Source organism: Prevotella sp. AM34-19LB, from assembly GCF_003468525.1.
GTDB lineage: Bacteria > Bacteroidota > Bacteroidia > Bacteroidales > Bacteroidaceae > Prevotella.
On the sequence record NZ_QSIG01000014.1, the window covers coordinates 15,094 to 32,146 of the forward strand.

General features: G+C 43.8%; 16 protein-coding genes and 1 pseudogene. 10 read left to right on the plus strand and 7 right to left on the minus strand.

Annotated elements, in window-relative coordinates:
• Positions 1 to 470: 470 nt before the first annotated feature.
• From DW830_RS06040 to DW830_RS06070, 7 genes are all read left to right on the plus strand, one after another.
• The gene (locus DW830_RS06040) at positions 471 to 2,381 is read left to right on the plus strand and encodes a site-specific DNA-methyltransferase (protein WP_119249268.1); all 1,911 of its coding nucleotides are present in this window, start codon (positions 471 to 473) and stop codon (positions 2,379 to 2,381) included.
• Positions 2,382 to 2,394: 13 nt separating this feature from the next.
• The gene (locus DW830_RS06045) at positions 2,395 to 4,767 is read left to right on the plus strand and encodes a DEAD/DEAH box helicase (RefSeq protein WP_119249269.1); all 2,373 of its coding nucleotides are present in this window, start codon (positions 2,395 to 2,397) and stop codon (positions 4,765 to 4,767) included.
• 29 nt (positions 4,768 to 4,796) lie between these two features.
• Positions 4,797 to 5,021 (plus strand): hypothetical protein, encoded by a 225-nt coding sequence (locus tag DW830_RS06050; RefSeq protein ID WP_119249270.1) that lies wholly within the window; start codon positions 4,797 to 4,799, stop codon positions 5,019 to 5,021.
• Positions 5,021 to 7,036 (plus strand): AAA family ATPase, encoded by a 2,016-nt coding sequence (locus tag DW830_RS06055; RefSeq protein WP_119249271.1) that lies wholly within the window; start codon positions 5,021 to 5,023, stop codon positions 7,034 to 7,036. Before DW830_RS06050 ends, DW830_RS06055 begins: the two co-directional genes overlap by 1 nt.
• Before the next feature lie 35 nt (positions 7,037 to 7,071).
• Positions 7,072 to 8,640: an ATP-binding protein gene (locus DW830_RS06060; RefSeq protein ID WP_199656068.1), complete on the plus strand. Its 1,569-nt coding sequence runs from the start codon at positions 7,072 to 7,074 to the stop codon at positions 8,638 to 8,640.
• 2 nt (positions 8,641 to 8,642) lie between these two features.
• Positions 8,643 to 9,134 carry a hypothetical protein gene (locus tag DW830_RS06065; RefSeq protein WP_119249273.1) on the plus strand — a complete coding sequence of 164 codons (492 nt, stop codon included), beginning with the start codon at positions 8,643 to 8,645 and terminating at the stop codon, positions 9,132 to 9,134.
• A gap of 267 nt (positions 9,135 to 9,401) precedes the next feature.
• Positions 9,402 to 10,844 (plus strand): alanine/glycine:cation symporter family protein, encoded by a 1,443-nt coding sequence (locus DW830_RS06070; protein ID WP_117661492.1) that lies wholly within the window; start codon positions 9,402 to 9,404, stop codon positions 10,842 to 10,844.
• Positions 10,845 to 11,004: 160 nt separating this feature from the next.
• On the opposite strand, the gene DW830_RS15810 is transcribed toward DW830_RS06070, so the two are convergent.
• The 4 genes from DW830_RS15810 to DW830_RS06090 form a co-directional block, all read right to left on the minus strand.
• On the minus strand, positions 11,005 to 11,346 hold the full coding sequence (locus tag DW830_RS15810) for a hypothetical protein (RefSeq protein ID WP_119249274.1): 342 nt from the start codon (positions 11,344 to 11,346) through the stop codon (positions 11,005 to 11,007).
• Positions 11,339 to 11,608, minus strand: a complete 270-nt coding sequence (locus DW830_RS06080) for a hypothetical protein (protein ID WP_119249275.1) — start codon at positions 11,606 to 11,608, stop codon at positions 11,339 to 11,341. The genes DW830_RS15810 and DW830_RS06080 overlap by 8 nt, the downstream gene beginning before the upstream one ends.
• A 15-nt stretch (positions 11,609 to 11,623) precedes the next feature.
• Positions 11,624 to 12,067 carry a hypothetical protein gene (locus tag DW830_RS06085; RefSeq protein ID WP_147487229.1) on the minus strand — a complete coding sequence of 148 codons (444 nt, stop codon included), beginning with the start codon at positions 12,065 to 12,067 and terminating at the stop codon, positions 11,624 to 11,626.
• Between the two features lie 292 nt (positions 12,068 to 12,359).
• Positions 12,360 to 12,620, minus strand: coding sequence for a hypothetical protein (locus DW830_RS06090; protein ID WP_147487230.1), 261 nt, complete (start codon positions 12,618 to 12,620; stop codon positions 12,360 to 12,362).
• A gap of 201 nt (positions 12,621 to 12,821) precedes the next feature.
• Between DW830_RS06090 and DW830_RS06095 the strand changes: the two are divergent.
• The 3 genes and pseudogenes from DW830_RS06095 to DW830_RS06105 all read left to right on the plus strand — a co-directional run.
• Positions 12,822 to 12,955: pseudogene (locus DW830_RS06095) on the plus strand (IS1380 family transposase); the annotation flags it as partial.
• 129 nt (positions 12,956 to 13,084) lie between these two features.
• A complete protein-coding gene (locus DW830_RS06100) occupies positions 13,085 to 13,816 on the plus strand; it encodes a sensor histidine kinase (RefSeq protein ID WP_119249278.1) in 732 nt (243 codons plus the stop codon).
• A gap of 47 nt (positions 13,817 to 13,863) precedes the next feature.
• The gene (locus tag DW830_RS06105; RefSeq protein WP_119249279.1) at positions 13,864 to 14,496 is read left to right on the plus strand and encodes a response regulator; all 633 of its coding nucleotides are present in this window, start codon (positions 13,864 to 13,866) and stop codon (positions 14,494 to 14,496) included.
• A 191-nt stretch (positions 14,497 to 14,687) separates the two neighbouring features.
• Here the strand turns inward: DW830_RS06105 and DW830_RS06115 are convergent, their stop codons facing one another.
• From DW830_RS06115 to DW830_RS06120, 3 genes are all read right to left on the minus strand, one after another.
• A complete protein-coding gene (locus DW830_RS06115; RefSeq protein ID WP_119249280.1) occupies positions 14,688 to 15,410 on the minus strand; it encodes a phosphatase in 723 nt (240 codons plus the stop codon).
• 136 nt (positions 15,411 to 15,546) lie between these two features.
• Complete coding sequence (locus tag DW830_RS16390) at positions 15,547 to 15,873, minus strand: hypothetical protein (protein ID WP_233544402.1); 327 nt, start codon at positions 15,871 to 15,873, stop codon at positions 15,547 to 15,549.
• A complete protein-coding gene (locus DW830_RS06120; protein ID WP_233544403.1) occupies positions 15,873 to 16,976 on the minus strand; it encodes a hypothetical protein in 1,104 nt (367 codons plus the stop codon). The genes DW830_RS16390 and DW830_RS06120 overlap by 1 nt, the downstream gene beginning before the upstream one ends.
• Positions 16,977 to 17,053 lie beyond the last annotated feature (77 nt).

Consider the following 17,053-nt stretch of genomic DNA (forward strand, 5'->3'; position numbering starts at 1 on the left):
ATTTTCTTGCAAATCCCAATTCTTTTTCGTACTTTTGCAGTTGTCTTGCCGTGGATGGCTGGCGATGAGTCGCTGGCTAAGTAAAAGTCCATGGCTTGGCCTATTTTAATAAGAAAGACGTGTACTGACGTTTTCTTCTGAATTATAGGAATCTGGAAAATTCAAATAGACACTCAGAGGAAGATTGTGGTAGGCGTCTACGCATCGTGTATATACGCGAGGCATAGGTGTGCCCTTTTCTTAAATAAGAAGAGGGTGCTCCCTATGCTATCTATATATACAAGTTTGGCGTAGGGTCTATTGCTTCTCCTTGGTGTCTAAGGCATTTTCCAGAGCCTCTATAATCAAGGGTTATATAGAAGTAATATGATTCCTATGCCTTTCTTTTTATAATAGCCATTACAAACACAAACAATCTTCTCTGCTTAGGGAATCGGTGGAGCATATTTATAGGGCTAGGAGACACCGATATGGCAAAGAAAATAGATTTGCAAGCTTTGCGCCAGCAGATAAATGAGCTTCAGATTGATAAAGATTTGAAGCACGACTTGTTGGCTGCTATCAACGATAAGCAACGTTATGGACTTGTGTGGGAGGAGAGTTCTGAGGAAGCATGGGATGAAATGCAAGACAAACTTCCTGTTTTTGTTGAGGATGCCACCAAGCGTTTGGATTCTGCGCCAGAAGGTTCGCCTAACCATGTGTTGATAGAAGGTGATAACCTCAATGCTCTTGCTGCTCTTACTTATGCTTATGCAGGGGAGATTGATGTAATTTATATCGATCCTCCTTATAATACTGGTAATAAAGACTTTATCTACAACGACTCTTTTGTTGATAAAGAGGATGGCTATCGCCATTCCAAATGGTTGTCGTTTATGGATAGACGATTGAGAATCGCCAAAAAGTTGCTCTCGGAAAAAGGAGTAATATTCATTTCTATTGATGATAATGAACAGGCTGATTTGAAATTGCTTTGTGATGAAATATTTGGAGAAAGAAATTTTGTAGCAAAGTGTGTTTGGCAATCAACAGCAGGTTCTAATACTGGTACTGATATAGTAACAGTAACAGAGTATGTATTTGTTTATTGTGCGCATAAAGAGTATTGTCAATTTGATGGGGTCTTGTCCTCAGAAGATGCGTTTAAATTTACTGATGAGTATGAAATGGAGAGAGGAAAGTATTCTTTGGATAAATTAGATAGGCGGCGAGTTGCTGGACATTACTCGGATGCCTTAAATTTTCCGATAGAAATGCCTGATGGTACATTGCGCTATCCTGGTGGAGGTTGTGAAAAATCAATGGAGGGATGGAATTATCTTTGGAGTAAGACAAAGGTTCGATGGGGCATAGAACATGATTTTATTGTTTTCAAAAAGACGAAGGGAATATGGAATGTCTATAATAAGAGATATTCAAGGGTTGACAATTCTGGTAATCCAATAGACCGCAGTTTTCCTTTTCGGAATTTGATTACTTCAGATGCGTTTAATACAGCACAAGGTACCGCAGAAATAACTTCCATATTTGGTGTACGTACTTTTGATTTTCCAAAACCTTCAAAGTTCGTTAAGCAATTACTTGAAATATCTGTAAGGACAAATAAAAATGCAACCATCCTCGACTTCTTCGCTGGCTCAGGCACCACTCTCCACGCAACGATGCAATTGAACTCAGAAGACGGCGGTCATCGCAAATGTATCTTAGTGACCAACAACGAGAATAACATCTGCGAAAAAGTAACCTACGAGCGAAACAAACGAGTCATTAATGGTTATACGAACCAGAAGGGTGAAGAAGTCCCTGGCTTGACTCACAATAATCTTCGTTATTATAAAACGGAGTTTGTGCCTCGTGACCAAAGCAACTTCAAAAGTCGTCGAGCATTGATGGCTTCTCTCGTTGACCTCCTTTGCATCAAGAACAATATCTATCAAGAGCAAGAAACATTTGGAGGCAAGAAATTTAAGAAGAACGTATTGCGTTATTTTAAGGATGAGGCTGGACAGATGCTTGTTGTCCTCGACGAGCGTGTAGTCAGTATCGTCATTCCGATGATAGCTGAGGTTGCGACCAAGCTGAATCCTTTGAAGGTTTATGTTTATAGTGATGGCGCATACGCATATGAGGACGAATTCCATAAAGTCATGCCTGTTATAGAACTGTGTGCCATGCCAGATGCTTTCTTGCAAGCTTTAGAAGGTAGAACGGATATTCTGCCAAAGCAAAAGTATAGTGAGGCTATGATGAAAGAGTTTCAGCAAAACGAGGAACTCGCCATGCAAAACGAGGAGGTTGTGAAAGAAGCTCTCAGCGATGACTATGATTATGTGTTGAAGGAGAAAGAAGATAATGTTACTAATGACATAATAGACTAAGGAGGTAACGAAAATGATAGAACTACGAGATTACCAGAAAAAGGCGGTGCGTGAACTGAAACAGAAGATGATTGACATGCTCAATGATTTTGAAGACCGCCAAAAGTTGATATTCAAGGCTCCTACAGGAGCAGGAAAAACGGTGATGGTGAGTACCTTGCTGGATGAGCTGACTCGTGACCTACCTATGAATGGGCAGTGCCGATATTCTCGTGTAGCATGGGTTTGGATTGCTCCTAACAAGTTGCATCAGCAGAGTTATCGCTCCATGCGCAATTTCTTTAGTGAACGAAGATCGTTGCGTCCTGTTATGTTTGATGAGTGTGATCATGTAGATGGTCTGCATCCTGGCGATGTGCTCTTTTTAAATTGGGAGAGCATCAATAAGGATAATGCCGTGATGATACGTGATAATGAGCAGAACCGCACGCTCTACGAACTGATACGGAAGACCAAGATAGAGCAGCATCTTCCAGTGGTGGTTATCATAGACGAGGAACACATGTTTGCAGGACGTAATGCCAAGAAAAGCGAGATGGTATTGCAAGCTATCCAGCCACACATAGAACTTCGTGTATCAGCAACGCCAGTCACCCAAAGCTATCATGCAGTTCTTGTGAAACGCCAAGATGTAATCAATGAAGAGATGATTAAGAAGGGCATAGAACTGAATCCGAATGTAAAGAGCAGTAAGGAACAGTCGGAACTGACGGTTAACCAGCGACTCTTGAAGAAAGCACTTGATAAGCGCAAAGAGTTGGCTGAGGCTTACAAGGAATATGGCATCAATCCGCTGTTGCTCATTCAGTTGCCTAACGATAGCAGCGAATCTATGTCGTCGAAGGACAAGACCATCGCCGAGGAGATGCAAGCCTACTTAGAACAGGTTTGCGACATAAGCGTGGCAAATGGCAGGTTGGCTGTATGGCTATCAAAAGATAAATCGCCCAATCTTCAGAATATCACTCATTCTGATGATATTACCGAGGTGTTGCTGTTCAAGCAGGCCATAGCCTTGGGCTGGGATTGTCCTCGTGCATCCGTCCTCCTGATATTCCGAGAATTGCAGAGCATGACCTTTACCACGCAGACCGTGGGACGAATACTCCGAATGCCAGAGCAGCATTTTTATAAGAATGACATTCTGAACTACGGTTATGTTTATACCGACCTTTCGGCTGACATGATTAGCATTGTGGGAGATGACATGAACTATATCAGCACCCTCTACGCCAATCGCAAGAAAGACTTGCCGAACATCACGCTCCGTTCCTATTATACGGATAAGCATGGGGCAACAAGAAACCGCTTGGGCTCCCAGTTCCGCAGCATCTTCTATAAGACGATGGAACGGGAATGGGAACAAAACCCGTTGTTGCTCTTCTCTGCAGAAGATTTCTTTGAGGATGATGGTGAGACAGAGGGTGCTGACGAGGCGAAAAAAAAGGAGGCAGACATGGATGCCAAAATCAAGTTGAATCGCTACAATGCCAAGCGACATGGCGTGCAGACCGATGTATCAAGAATCTTGGTGGCTATCCCGAAGGACACCCCATTGACGGGTGATTCGGGCATCGTGGAGATAACAGACAAGGCAAGGCTGGCTCTGAACGCATCTGAATTACAGAATCTCTTTACGCTTTTCTGCCGTAAGAATGTGGGTGGGTTCTCCAAATTTGACAGTACGCCAGTCTTGCAAGGAGCCATCGAGAGTGCCTTGGAGGAATACCTGCAAGTCTTTTCGATGGATGTGCCTAAGGTGGTGCTCTATCATCAGAACCGTCCGCGCTTCGAGGAATTGATACGCAAGGCATTGGTTACCTACGAGGCTACGCTGAAGAGAAATGCCAAAGAGGTGACGATGGAATATCAGCAGTCTGTATGGCAAGTACCGGAAACTCGTCTCTATAATGCGGCAATGGTGAGAACCACGGAAGGCGAAATCTTCAACCATGCCTTGTATCCTTATTTTGAGCAGATTACGGCATCGAGACCCGAGCAAGAGTTTGCACGTTGGTTGGATGACAAGATGGAATATGTGGAGTGGTGGTACAAGAATGGAGACGAGGGAAAGCAGCATTTCGCCGTGCCTTATACGGATTCGGGTAGTAGAAAACGTTGTTTCTATGTGGATTTCATCGTCAGATTGAAGTCGGGTACCATCTGCCTCTTCGACACCAAAACCAAGGGCAGCGATGCGGATGCGCCAGAAAAGAACAATGCCCTCTTGGATTACATCTCCAGTTATCAATCTACAGGCAAGAAGATTGTGGGTGGCGTGCTCATCAAAGACGAGGGCACGAGCAACTGGTATTATCCTGGAGGCGTTATCGAGAACACTGACAATATAGATGGGTGGTCGGCATTACATCTGGAAACCCTATAATATAATAAGGTAATCATATATAATAAGGTATGAAGAAAAGCTTGGACAGAACATTCCTGAACTATGGAATCAGGCAGGAAGACATGCAACTCATAGAGAGTGCATGCCAATCGGAGGGTATAGATGCGGAATGGCTCAAGGATTATATCCTCAAGCCTTTCCATGAAGAGCGTAATAACCAAAATGAGTCAAGTCTTGAGGAAAAGAAGGTGACGAAAATACTCAAGAAGGCTCTCAAAGAAATTAAGAAGTAATGAAACTGAAGCGTATCTACATAGAGAATTATAAGACCTACAGAAAGTTGGACTTAAACTTAGAGGTAACGAGCGACCGTCCCATCATCTTGATAGGTGGTGCCAACGGTTGTGGTAAAACTACGCTCTTCGATGCCATCTATTCTGCACTCTATGGATTGAAGATATCCAACAAACGACAGTTTGAGGAACTCTTCAATTCTGGTGTGAAGAACGAGAGCGGTATAGAAGGCAAGGCTATTATGTTAGAGATTACTTTCTCTGGGGTGGTTCTTGGACAAGAAACGCCTTATCGCCTGTGTCGTGCCTATCGGTTTGTGGATGGCAAGATACAGGAGAGCAATGTGCTCAATATGAATGGTAACAGTTATACTTATGGTTCTGGTTCCACGGCTATCCTACGCAGCACCAATGAAGCGATAGTCAACAAGATTATCTCTGCCAATCTGCCTGCTGAATTGAGCAACTACTTCCTCTTTGATGCCATGAAGACTTCCGATCTCGTGAAGGAAGAACAAATCAACAAGCTCATCATGAAGAACATCAATTCGGTGATGGGTTTCAATAAATACACTCAGTTGCAAAAAGCAGCCTCGGCTTATCTCGATGAGAAGAAGGCGGAACGCTTGGAGAACGAAAACCTGCGTGCCGAATACTTGAAACTGACCAAACAGAAGGTGGAGATGGAAAGGGATGTGGCAAGTCTTAATGATGCCTACAACGAAGCTTTGAACTATGCCAATGATCATAAGCTGCAGTATGAGCAACTGAAGGAGGGACGTAACTCGGATGATGTGATTCGTGACAAAATGCATCAGATAGAGGAGAGCATCAACAGCTTCTATCAGAAGGAAAAGGACTATAGACAGGATGCTGAGGCTATCTCCAAAGATTTAGAGTGGAAAGTAATTATGCCAAAGGTAGCCAACAGCATCAGTACCGAGGTGGAACTTATTCTGAGCGAGAAGGAGGTGGTGGCTTCTGCAAGGGGTAATATCCTCAATGACCAACAGATAGAAAAGGTTACCCAGGATGTAATACGATTGCTTAAGGAGAAATACCCGCAGGTAGGCGAGGTTTCTATTGCCGAGATTATTGAAGAAATCAAACGTGAGCAAGATAACAGCGATGATTATAATGATAAATATGGTTTTCTGAGTGATGCTGATGTCAATGTGTTGAGAAACCTGGTTCAGCAATCATATTCCAATCCTTATCTTTCGTTGGATGAGAGACGTGAAAGCTTAAACTTAGAGTTGGCGGATATTCCAAAGAAACAGGAACAATTGGAAGAATATAAACGCGCCTTGACTGGTCACGATTACAGCATCATCGAACTCTATGAAAAAAATGACAGGAAGATAGAGGAATTGAAGGCAAAAATCGTGGAACAGAAGAATGCTATCAAGGAAATGGAGAGGAAGATTTCTACTTACGATTATGATATGCCACAAGTTCCAGATCCTCAGTATGATATGTTATGCAAACTGCCTGGTTTCTTCAAGTCGCTTTCCTGTAAGTTACTCAAGTCGAAGAAGGCAAGTATCGAGCGTATGATGAAGGAGCAGTTGAACATCAACTTGGTGATTTATGCAGGTTACATCGGTAGGGTAGAGCTATCGGCAGATGATTCGGAGGAAATCTCGTTCAAGATATTCCACAAGAATGGTAATGAAATTTATCTGAGTCAGCTGAATGCTGGTGCCAAGCAAACTGTGATGCAGGTGTTACTGAAAGTCCTGTATGAACTGGGTGATTACGACCCTCCTGTAATGATAGATACTGTAATGGGTGTTCTTGACAAGGAGAGTCGTGAAGTTATCATCAACCGTTATTTCCCGGATTTGGCTCATCAAACCATCCTGTTAAGTACTGATACGGAAATAACAACAGAGACTGATTTCAAGAAGATAGTGGCTTATGTGGCAAGAACTTATACTTTGCATAGAGACCAGGAAAGGCAGTGTACTACTGTCAGTGATGATTACTTTGGATTACAAACTTACGAATTCTAGTAGAAATGAAAGTACAAGATATAAAACTTGAGGGAATGAGAATTCTGGAAGGAACTCATGATTTGCTTGAAGAAGTGAAATATGCTATCGAGCAGAAACTGAACCTTTCGGATTACTCAGATATGGTTCGCCCTGTAGTATTGAACTTTACTACGGTTATGCGAATCTGTCTTCTTGTTGGATTGAGCGATAAGACACCAAGAAGTAAGTCAAAGGTAGAGAAATTGCAAACCTCTGCAGGTATGCAGCCATTGGGTGGGTCTTTCTTTACCAAGTCGAATATAAAGGAGGTCTTCGTGGCTCTTATCAAGATGCGTTATAGTGATATTGATGCCGACTGGCAGAATTCTACTTTTCTGAGCAAGGTGCTTTTTAGCGAAATGATGAGGGGTAAGAGTATCTTGATGGAAGAAGGAGGTATTGATGAATGGCTGCACTTCTCTCCGTTGAGAGGTGGAAAGTCGTTGATGGATATTCCTGAGTTGAATCTTTATATCGGTCAGTATGAGGATGGAATGGATGCGGCTTTAGATATCAACAGTACTGCTATTTCAAATACACAGATATTGATAGCAGGAACTACTGGTTCGGGTAAGTCAAATTTATTAGCTGTCCTCATCAATCAAATCAGAATGGCATCGGCTGATACCTACTATCCTGTCAACTTCCTCTTGTTCGATTATAAGGGGGAGTTCTCTGATCCAGCCCATGCCGATTGGCTGTCGAAGTTTGAGACCGATTCCTCTGCCATCTTGAATCCGATGGAGAAACCTTTGCCGTTTACTCCGTTCAAGGACTTTACTGGCAGACCTGTCAATGAAATCCACCTGTATTCCACGACCTTGGCAAATGCCATCTGTGCTATATCTTCCGCTAAGATTGGTGCTTTGATGGATAACAGACTGAGCGAAGCTATTATCAATGCCTACAAGGCGAAGAACCAGAAACCAATCACCTTTCAGGAAGTTTTTGATCATTATACGATGTTGATGCCCGAGAAGAAACAGGGTGATATGGATAGTGTAAAATCAGTCTTAAACCAGTTGATTCTGAATAATATTTTTGCAGAGGAAGACAAGGTAGATTTGGTGAAAGGTTGTTATATTATCAACTTAGGAAAGTTTGACAAGGAAGGTATCATGGCAAAGGCTATCGTATATTTCGTGACATCTAAGTTGAACAATATCTATGAGCAACTGCCTCCACAGGCAAAGAATGAGGACAGGGTGGAACTACGCCATTTCACCATCATTGATGAGGCTCACTATATGCTTGGTTTCGAAAACAAGCCTTTACAGAACTTGATAGCTGTGGGTAGAAACAAGGGTATGAGCATCATCCTTGCTACACAGAATATGGATTCGTTTAAGAAAGCCTCTTTTGATTTCTATGCCAACGCCCAATATCCACTCATTATGAAGCAACAGCAACAGAATGATGGAGTGTTGAAGGATTTGTTTGGTGTGAGTGGCATGGCTCTGCAGGAACTGAAGCAAGCTATTGCTGGCTTGCAGAAGGGTGAACTGATAACCAAGGATGCCCAGGCTATGACCCTCGGCATAGGCAAACATTGGAAGAAAATTAAGGTTACTCATCTTATTTAATAATGAATAAAGATATAGACTATTATCTGGGTGCTTTTGAAAAGATGAAAAGGGCGCTTATGCGGGGTGTGAAAGCTCCGCATAAGCCCCTTTTGCTCTTGGCTATTTTAAATCTCTGCCAGCGAGGTATCATAAAAGATAATCATATTGTTCTTTCAAGTGAGTTGGTTGGGGAGTTTAAAAGGTTATGGAGATTGTATATTGGTGAACAGAATACAGGGGGTAGTATTTTGGTTGCAGAGGGATTGGCCATGGATATTCCTCATTGTTATCCTTTTAAATGTAGCATAGAGAACCCTTATTATCATTTGCAGCATGAACCCTTTTGGCGATTGGTAAAAAATGAGAAAGGCAAAGAAAGGAAGTTTTATTCTAGCTTAAAGTCTTTACGTGATGTTTTTGCTTATGCAGAAATAGACCAGGATTTATTTGATTTGATGGTTTATAGAGAGTCTGCTGTAATACTGGAGTGTAAGCTTCGGGAACTCATATAAACTAATCCCGAAGTATTTATGAATGCTTGCCATGAGTAAAAATATGATATAAAGCTTTTGCCCTTGCAGGGCGCATTGCAGATTGCTAGTGTACCCAGGGTGTTGCCCTGGGCTAAGAGCCTTTGGGCCTTCAGCCCGTTCTTGAACCACCTGCGGAAGACATAGTATCCTTTAAATTCTGTTTTCTTTGAATAAATTGCTGATTTTTGAAAGAAATTGCGTAATTTTGCAACCGAAAAGAAATAATATTCAGTTTTTAATAGACAAATGGTAGATACATTACAAAACTTTTTAGTTCAGGTTAGCGATTTTCTCTGGTCGTATATCATCATCACCGTGTTGATATGCTGTGCCCTGTTTTTCACTTGGCGTACTAGGTTTGTACAGTTTCGACTCATCAAGGAGATGGTCAGGCTGCTGTTGAATCCCGACAAGATTCAACCGGAGGAGATAGGCCATGATGAGCTGTCGATGGAGGTAAAGGTGGATGGCGAGATGAAACATATCTCTTCCTTCCAGGCTTTCGTGGTGGCATTGGCCAGCCGTATCGGTACGGGTAATCTTGCAGGCGTAGCTACTGCAATCAGCATCGGTGGACCGGGAGCCGTGTTCTGGATGTGGGTGCTGGCTTTACTGGGTTCAGCATCGGCTTTCATCGAATCAACTCTTGCCCAACTTTATAAGCGTAAGGGCAAGACATCCTTCTTTGGTGGACCTGCCTATTATATGAAGTATGGATTGGGAAAGGGATGGATGGGTATTCTCTTTGCCGTCCTGATGATCATCACCTTTGGCTTTGCCTATAATTCTGTTCAGAGCAATACCATCTGTCTGGCTTGGCAGAAAGCGTTTGGTATAGAACCAGCTACCATGGGAATTGTGCTTACTGCGCTTACCCTTCTCATCATCTTCGGTGGTATCCAGCGAGTGGCTAAGTTCTCTTCTACCGTGGTTCCTGTGATGGCTGTCGTCTATCTTCTGATAGCTGTAGGAGTAGTGGTTTGGAATATTGCCAGTCTGCCTAAAGTGTTGCTTGCCATTGTGGAGAATGCCTTCGGATTCAATCAGGCTGCCGGCGGAGTGCTGGGTGTTACGGTGATACAGGGTATCAAGCGAGGTTTGTTCAGTAACGAGGCTGGTGAGGGTAGTGCACCTAATGCAGCAGCTGTGGCTACGGTAAGCCATCCGGTGAAGCAAGGTTTGATTCAGGCTTTGGGTGTTTTTACAGATACCTTGGTGGTATGTTCCTGCACCGCCTTCATCATCCTTGTGAGTGGGGTAGATGTTACCGCATCCAATGGTATCCAGCTGACGCAGGATGCCTTGACCCACGAAATCGGAAGTATCGGCAATCCATTTGTGGCTGTGATGATCTGGCTCTTTGCCTTTAGTAGCATCATCGGCAACTATTATTATGGCGAGACCAATGTGAGATATATCAGGGATTCCAAGTTGGGCGTATTTATCTATCGCCTTGCTGTGGCAGCGATGGTGATGGTAGGAGCTGTGGTATCGCTGGATTTCGCATGGAGCTTTGCCGATATCACGATGGCTCTTCTCACGCTCTGTAATCTGGTGGCTATTGTTCTGCTTTCCCGCCAAGCCGTCTTCCTGCTGCAAGATTATCGTCAGCAGAAAAAGGAAGGAAAGAATCCTGTATTCAGCAAGGATAAGATGCCTGAGATTGCTGATAAGCTGGAGGCATGGTAATATACGGCTTTTATCTGAATGATGCAAGAAAAAAGGAAAAAGCTTTGAAAATAAGATTGTTTTCAAAGCTTTTTCCTTTTTCTGTACGTATTGCTTAAAGTATAGTTATAACATTGTCAAATGGTGGTATAACATATAGCTGTCATTGAAATCAGGTCTGCTACCACCTGCGGACAACATAGTATCTTGTAGGGAATGCCAGGCTTACAATCAGGGCAAAAATCAGTACAGCAACAATTCCCACAATAATATAGGCTATTACAACACAAATCAGATATATTGCCACTATACTGAGGAAAGAATAGAGCATCATCCAGCTTGCTGCCTTCTTGCCATATTGTTCCTTGTCTTTCTTATATCTGTACCAAAGACACAGAACGGGGGTTGCTATGGTAAGTGCTACACCTATGGAAGAAAGTGTATCACTTGTGGAAGAAGCAAGGAAGATGAAGTTATGAAAATGAGAGAGTATATGCACATGCCTCTTTTTCACATTATCCAAACATAGCTCTCAAGTCACCCAATATTTGTGACGCCATCTCCCATGTACATTCGTCTTTGCTTGCAGCCATACGTAAGAGACCCTGATAGGCCTGATTGAGAATCGTGTTGTCATTAGGACTATTGAGAATCTGTTTAATGGTTGTAGGGCTTTCTGCCATTAAAATATCACCATACAAGGATGCTGCTTGACAAGTATCACCATCCTGTTCGCACAGGATAGCAATGTCAAGCAGCCTTTTCTTTTTTATATTTGTGCTCATGTTAAACAGTTTTCTTTAGTAGAATGTGCTGCCGTCGCAATCGCGTCTCATGCCGTTTCCCGACTTGCTGTAGGTGTTGCCGTTATCATCCATCATTTCTCCGGTAGAAGTACGATGGATATTCACACTATTGCCGTAGACATCGTAAGCCTGTTGGAAGTCTGGCTCGTTATCACTGCTGGATGACGATGTTCCACCATTACTGCTAGAAGTTATGAAACCAAGCGCTATGCGGAACATTAGGTAGTACATGAACAAGGTCAATGTCAGCACCACGAGGTACGCTATCATGACATACGACAGAAGAATCCAACATAACTGTACCCTTGCTGCATGCTTGCCGTAGAGAATCTTTGTTGTGGAATAGTTTGAGATAAGCTTCAGAGGGTTTTGCATAGCCGACAGTCTATCTTCCGGCATGATCGGTGCATCAGCTCTTTTGTCCCATTGTCTGCGCATCTTTTTCCATTGGAAGAGATATTTGAATATCTGCACGAAAAACCATATTGATAATGCCACATACAGAAATGTCGCAATATATAATGCAACCGTTAATATCTGACCTATTGCACTTATCGGTTCGTTGTCCTGTGCCTTGTCTGTGGCAGCGTTCTCCTCTGCGTCAACTTGTTTTGAGTTGAGACTTTTTCTGTTTGTGGTTGCTTGGCAGAAGAAGCAGATTCCCTTTCTTGGACTTCTCCTTGGCTTGTCTCTACCGTGGTTTTGTCGAATGTTTCATTGGTGCTTCCGTCTATCTGCTCCTGAGCACCGGTTTTGCCTGTGGATATAATTCTTTCGCAGCAATAAGTAGCGACATAAGCCGTCTGCCCCTTGTACTCGATTTTATCATGTCACCATCAATTCCGAGTTCCTCAATCTCATAGCCTCGATGAATCATTCCGATTTTTTGAAGATAGTTGGGTGAATCCCACACGGTGAGATCTTGGTCGCTCACTCTCCATTTGTCGCCTTTGTCGGCCATTACAGAGAGCGAGGCAAGTATGCCAACCATGATAAAAAACACTCGCATCCAGCTACTATTGAGGATGCCTGATGGTGAAAATGTTTTTCTCATAAACCTAATTTCTGCAACGCTATAATTTGATATTTTTTATAAGTGCCCGAGCAACAAAAAGTTACTGAGGGGTTGCCATGTCTGAGATTTCACTTATCTTTGTGTTGCAATTAAAAATATAATAAAACTCAGAATGACATGGCAAAAGTACAAATAAAATCTGAGAAACTCACTTCTTTTGGAGGATTTTTTTCGATTATGGAGCAATTTAATGCTCTTTTGCTCAAACTATTGATTCCTCCTTGGGATTGAGATGCATATTGTTTGGTTATATCTAACGTTATTCAATCTGTGAAATCTATAGGTATTCATTCATAAAGGAAGCAGGCATAATCTCTTGGCTCCTTTTTCAGATTGGAGTAAGTGTAGCCAACATCAAGTACAAGACCTTGGAGAAAGAAATGCTGATAGAAAAGATGAACCACGAACAGAGCTTGCTCTATATCCGTATCTTATGGCTCATCCTGGCACTCATCATATTGTTGATAGCCATTCTTGTCATCCTATACCGCAGGAAACTCGACAGGCAGAGATCCGAATTGTTGGAAAAGACATCCTATATCAATGGTGTGGAGAATGAGCGCAAGCGTCTGGCCAAGGAATTGCATGATGGAATATGCAACGATATTCTGGCGGTGAATATCATGATGCAGACCAATAAGGAGGAAGCAGAAAGATTGCTTAAGAACGTGGGACATGATGTACGCCGTCTTTCACATGAGCTGATACCACCTAGGTTTGACAACACTTCGCTTGCGGAGCTGATAGAAAGCTTCTGTCAATCGGTAACAGCCGAAAACGGAACCATCGTTAAGCCGTTCATCAGTACCTCTTTCAATGCGCAGAATCTCCCCGACGGCAAGGCGATAGAAATCTACCGCATCATCCAGGAATGCGTATCTAATGCCATCAAATATGGATACAGCAAGATGATAAGCGTCACGCTGGATATCTGTGGAAAGCAGGGGAGCATATCCATCATCAACGATCTGTCACCACTTCACCCTATCAGCCAGGACAAGCCAGGAATCGGCAAAGATACCCTGAAGATGAGAGCTGATGCTCTGCAGGCAGAACTCGATATAAGAAATGATGGAGAAGAGTATCTGGTAGAACTCAAGTTTCAACTATAATCTGCGAGCAAAGGCTTGCGAAAAATTACGCTTAAAAATGTATCATCATGGAAAAGAGCAAAAGCATCCTTATTGTAGATGACCATCCTGTCGTCTTGGTTGGTTTGAGGGCACTCATCCTGCAAGATGGTGTCTATAAAAATGTACAGACCGCCTCTAGCCTCCTATCTGCCAGGGATATCATCAACAGGGAGAATATCGATACCGCTATCATCGACTTGGAACTGAGTAATGAGAATGGTCTGCTGCTTGTCAAGCTGCTTCACCATAAGCATCCCAAGACCAAGATCATTGTCTATACGATGCACGAAGAAATCTGGACGATACGCCAGCTGATGGACGAGGATGTAGATGCCATAGTTTTGAAAGGTGATGACCCGCAGGAACTTCTTACTGCTCTGCACAGGATAGAAGAAGGAAAGGGGTATTATAGTCAACAGTTTTTCAGACTGATCAATCAGCAGAATGTCGAGCAAGTCAACCTCTCTAATAGAGAACTCGAAGTCTTGGAGCACATAGCCGAGGGACATTCGACCAATACCATTGCCCGGGAGTTGAACATCAGCAACAATACCGTAGAATTTCACCGCCACAACTTGATGAGCAAGCTGCAAGCCAGCAATGTGGCAAATATGGTGAAAAAGGCGATGCAGATGGGGTTGGCGTTCATCAAGCATTGAAAACTATCTTATTTTTTTCTTCTTCTTCATCACCGGCTGATGTTCTCATTATTATTATATAGTTCTATTTTACTTCTGTAAGCTTACCCGTTTGGGAATCGATGATATAACCATGCAGATTGACATCCTTTGGTACAAGAGGGTGGGTACGGATGGTATTTTGTGCAAATGAAATGTGAAACGAAATTTTCCTATTTCTCTGGGGTAGGCTTGAGATAGGCCATGAACTTCTCCGGCTGATAGTTGAGAACCAGCTCGTCAGGGAACTCTGCTTTCTCTACCAGAGGCATGATGTTGCTGTAGTCGGCAATCATGGTAGAGAAGTGGGCATCACTTCCAAAGATGACTGGGGTCTCGTACTTCTTGGCAAGTTCCAGCAGTTCCAGATTATTGGGAGCTGCTACCGACTTGTGGCGGATGGGAGCCATGGAGTGATTGTTGATTTCGAGCAAGGTATGCGTCTCCTTGGAAACCTTCATCAGAGCCTCGAAATCCAGTTCTGCCGTTCCATCTCCAGGATGGGAGATGATTTGCACAAATGGATTGCGCATGGCATTGATGACACCCTGCGTGTTCTCTTCCTTGGTTCCTCCCTGCCAGCAAAGGCTATGAATGCCAGCGATTCGGATATCAAGCATGCGCCAGTAATCCTCATCGAGGTCAATATCGCCTTGGGTATTGAGGATGTTGAGTTCCGCTCCCAGCATCAGCTTGATTCCGTAGAGCTGACGGGGAACGCAATGCAGGTTTCTGAAATAGATGGGATCACAGGTGCCCGGGATATGTGGTCCGTGCTCTGTGATTCCCAATATTTCCAACCCCTTTTCTTTTGCTGCCAAGGTCATTTCCTGCAAACTGCTGTAGGCATGACCCGATGCTATAGTATGTGTATGAACGTCTAATAATGTTTTCATACTGCAAAGGTACGGATAAAGTTTGGAAAAGCAAAGATTCTTCGGGCTTTTTCTTTTATTCTGGTTGTTTTGGGTAGCTGAATAGCAAAAACGCTGCCAGTTTATAAGAAACTGACAGCCGTAATGATTATAGGTTTTATTTCGCAAATCCTTTCTTTTTCTTCATCCTCTTACCCACGAAGTTCCAGGAAGGCATCTTCTTCAGGGTACTTCTCACGGGCTGTACATCCCAGAGCAGGAAGATGATCAGCACGGCTATGCCGATGAGACAGGTGATGCCATAGAGATTCCGGATGCTGAGCATCAGAAGATTGGTGGCATCGTAGGGCAAGCCGCGCGACATGTTGTCTGTCATCTGATAACGGAGCCCGAAACTGTAAAGGCCTGAGCACATCGCCGACATCGGACCATTACGGATGATGCCTGCCATCGTCAATCCCATGAAGAAATGTTGGAATGGCATCAGCTCTTCCAGATACACGGTGAGCATGCAGAAGAAGATGGCGTTGCCGAAGCTCCGCAGAAAACAGGCAGATAGAGCGCCTCGATGTTAAGACCCGGATCGATGAGGAAATACATCATCACGGGATAACATACCATCGTTGCCACGCCTATCGTGAGCAGACGGGTGTATTTCTGATGAAGCACCTTGCACCAGAAGAGGCAGAAGAGGCAGCCGGCGATGGCACCCGTCCATTCCACGAAGTTGAGCACATTGGTGGTGATGTTGCCGAAATGCAGCACGCCACCCGTAAAGGCGGTTTGCAACACTTTAGGCGTACTGCCCATGAACTCTACGAAGGCGAAGAGAATGAGCTGCGGGATGAGTCGCTTATACTTCCACGCCGCCGGCTCGATGTAAGGGTGACGGATGTGGAGCATTCGCTGGATGCAAAAATATCCGGTAAATATAAAGAGCAATACATCCATCTGCATGATCTTCGAATCGAGCCAGTTGTAGTGCTCGCCATAGGTGAAGAAGAAGATGAACTCCAGCATCCATGCCGACCACAGGAAGCAGCCTAGATAGTCGAGGCTGATGAAGGGCAGAGGTTTCATGAAGCGGAAGTCGTGGGTGGTGACGTACACGATGAGTGCCACCAGGAGCAGGGCTCCCGTCATCGTCCAGTTGATGATGCGCCAATCCTGATAGATGTAAATCAGGTGTTCGGTGACCCAGGGCGAGAGGAACATATTTCCCAGCACGATGCAGTAGAGCAGGGGGAAGAAGATGGTGAAATCGCGCTTGGAGGTCATCCACAACTGGATGGTGCTCATACATTCGAAGGTTCCGCAGAGTTTGAAGAAGCCTGCGATGTAAGCGAGAATGCACATCAAGGGCACCGAGTCGGTCCACATGATGAGGAAATTACAAGCTGCCACTACCAGTGCCGCATTCAGCAGGAGCTGGCGGTTGGTAAAGTGGAACTTCATTTTGAAGAGGAAGGGGAATGGCATCGCCACGCCCACCACGTTGAACATGATGATCATGAGCACGTCTTCTCTCATCAAACTGTACTCGCCCATCACCTGGCTCATGGCTCCTCCATAGATTCCGCCCGACATCAGGAAGGTGAAGGCGAAGAGGAGATAAATCCAAGGCTGTAATCGGCGAGGAATGTATCCATTGAACGATGGAACCC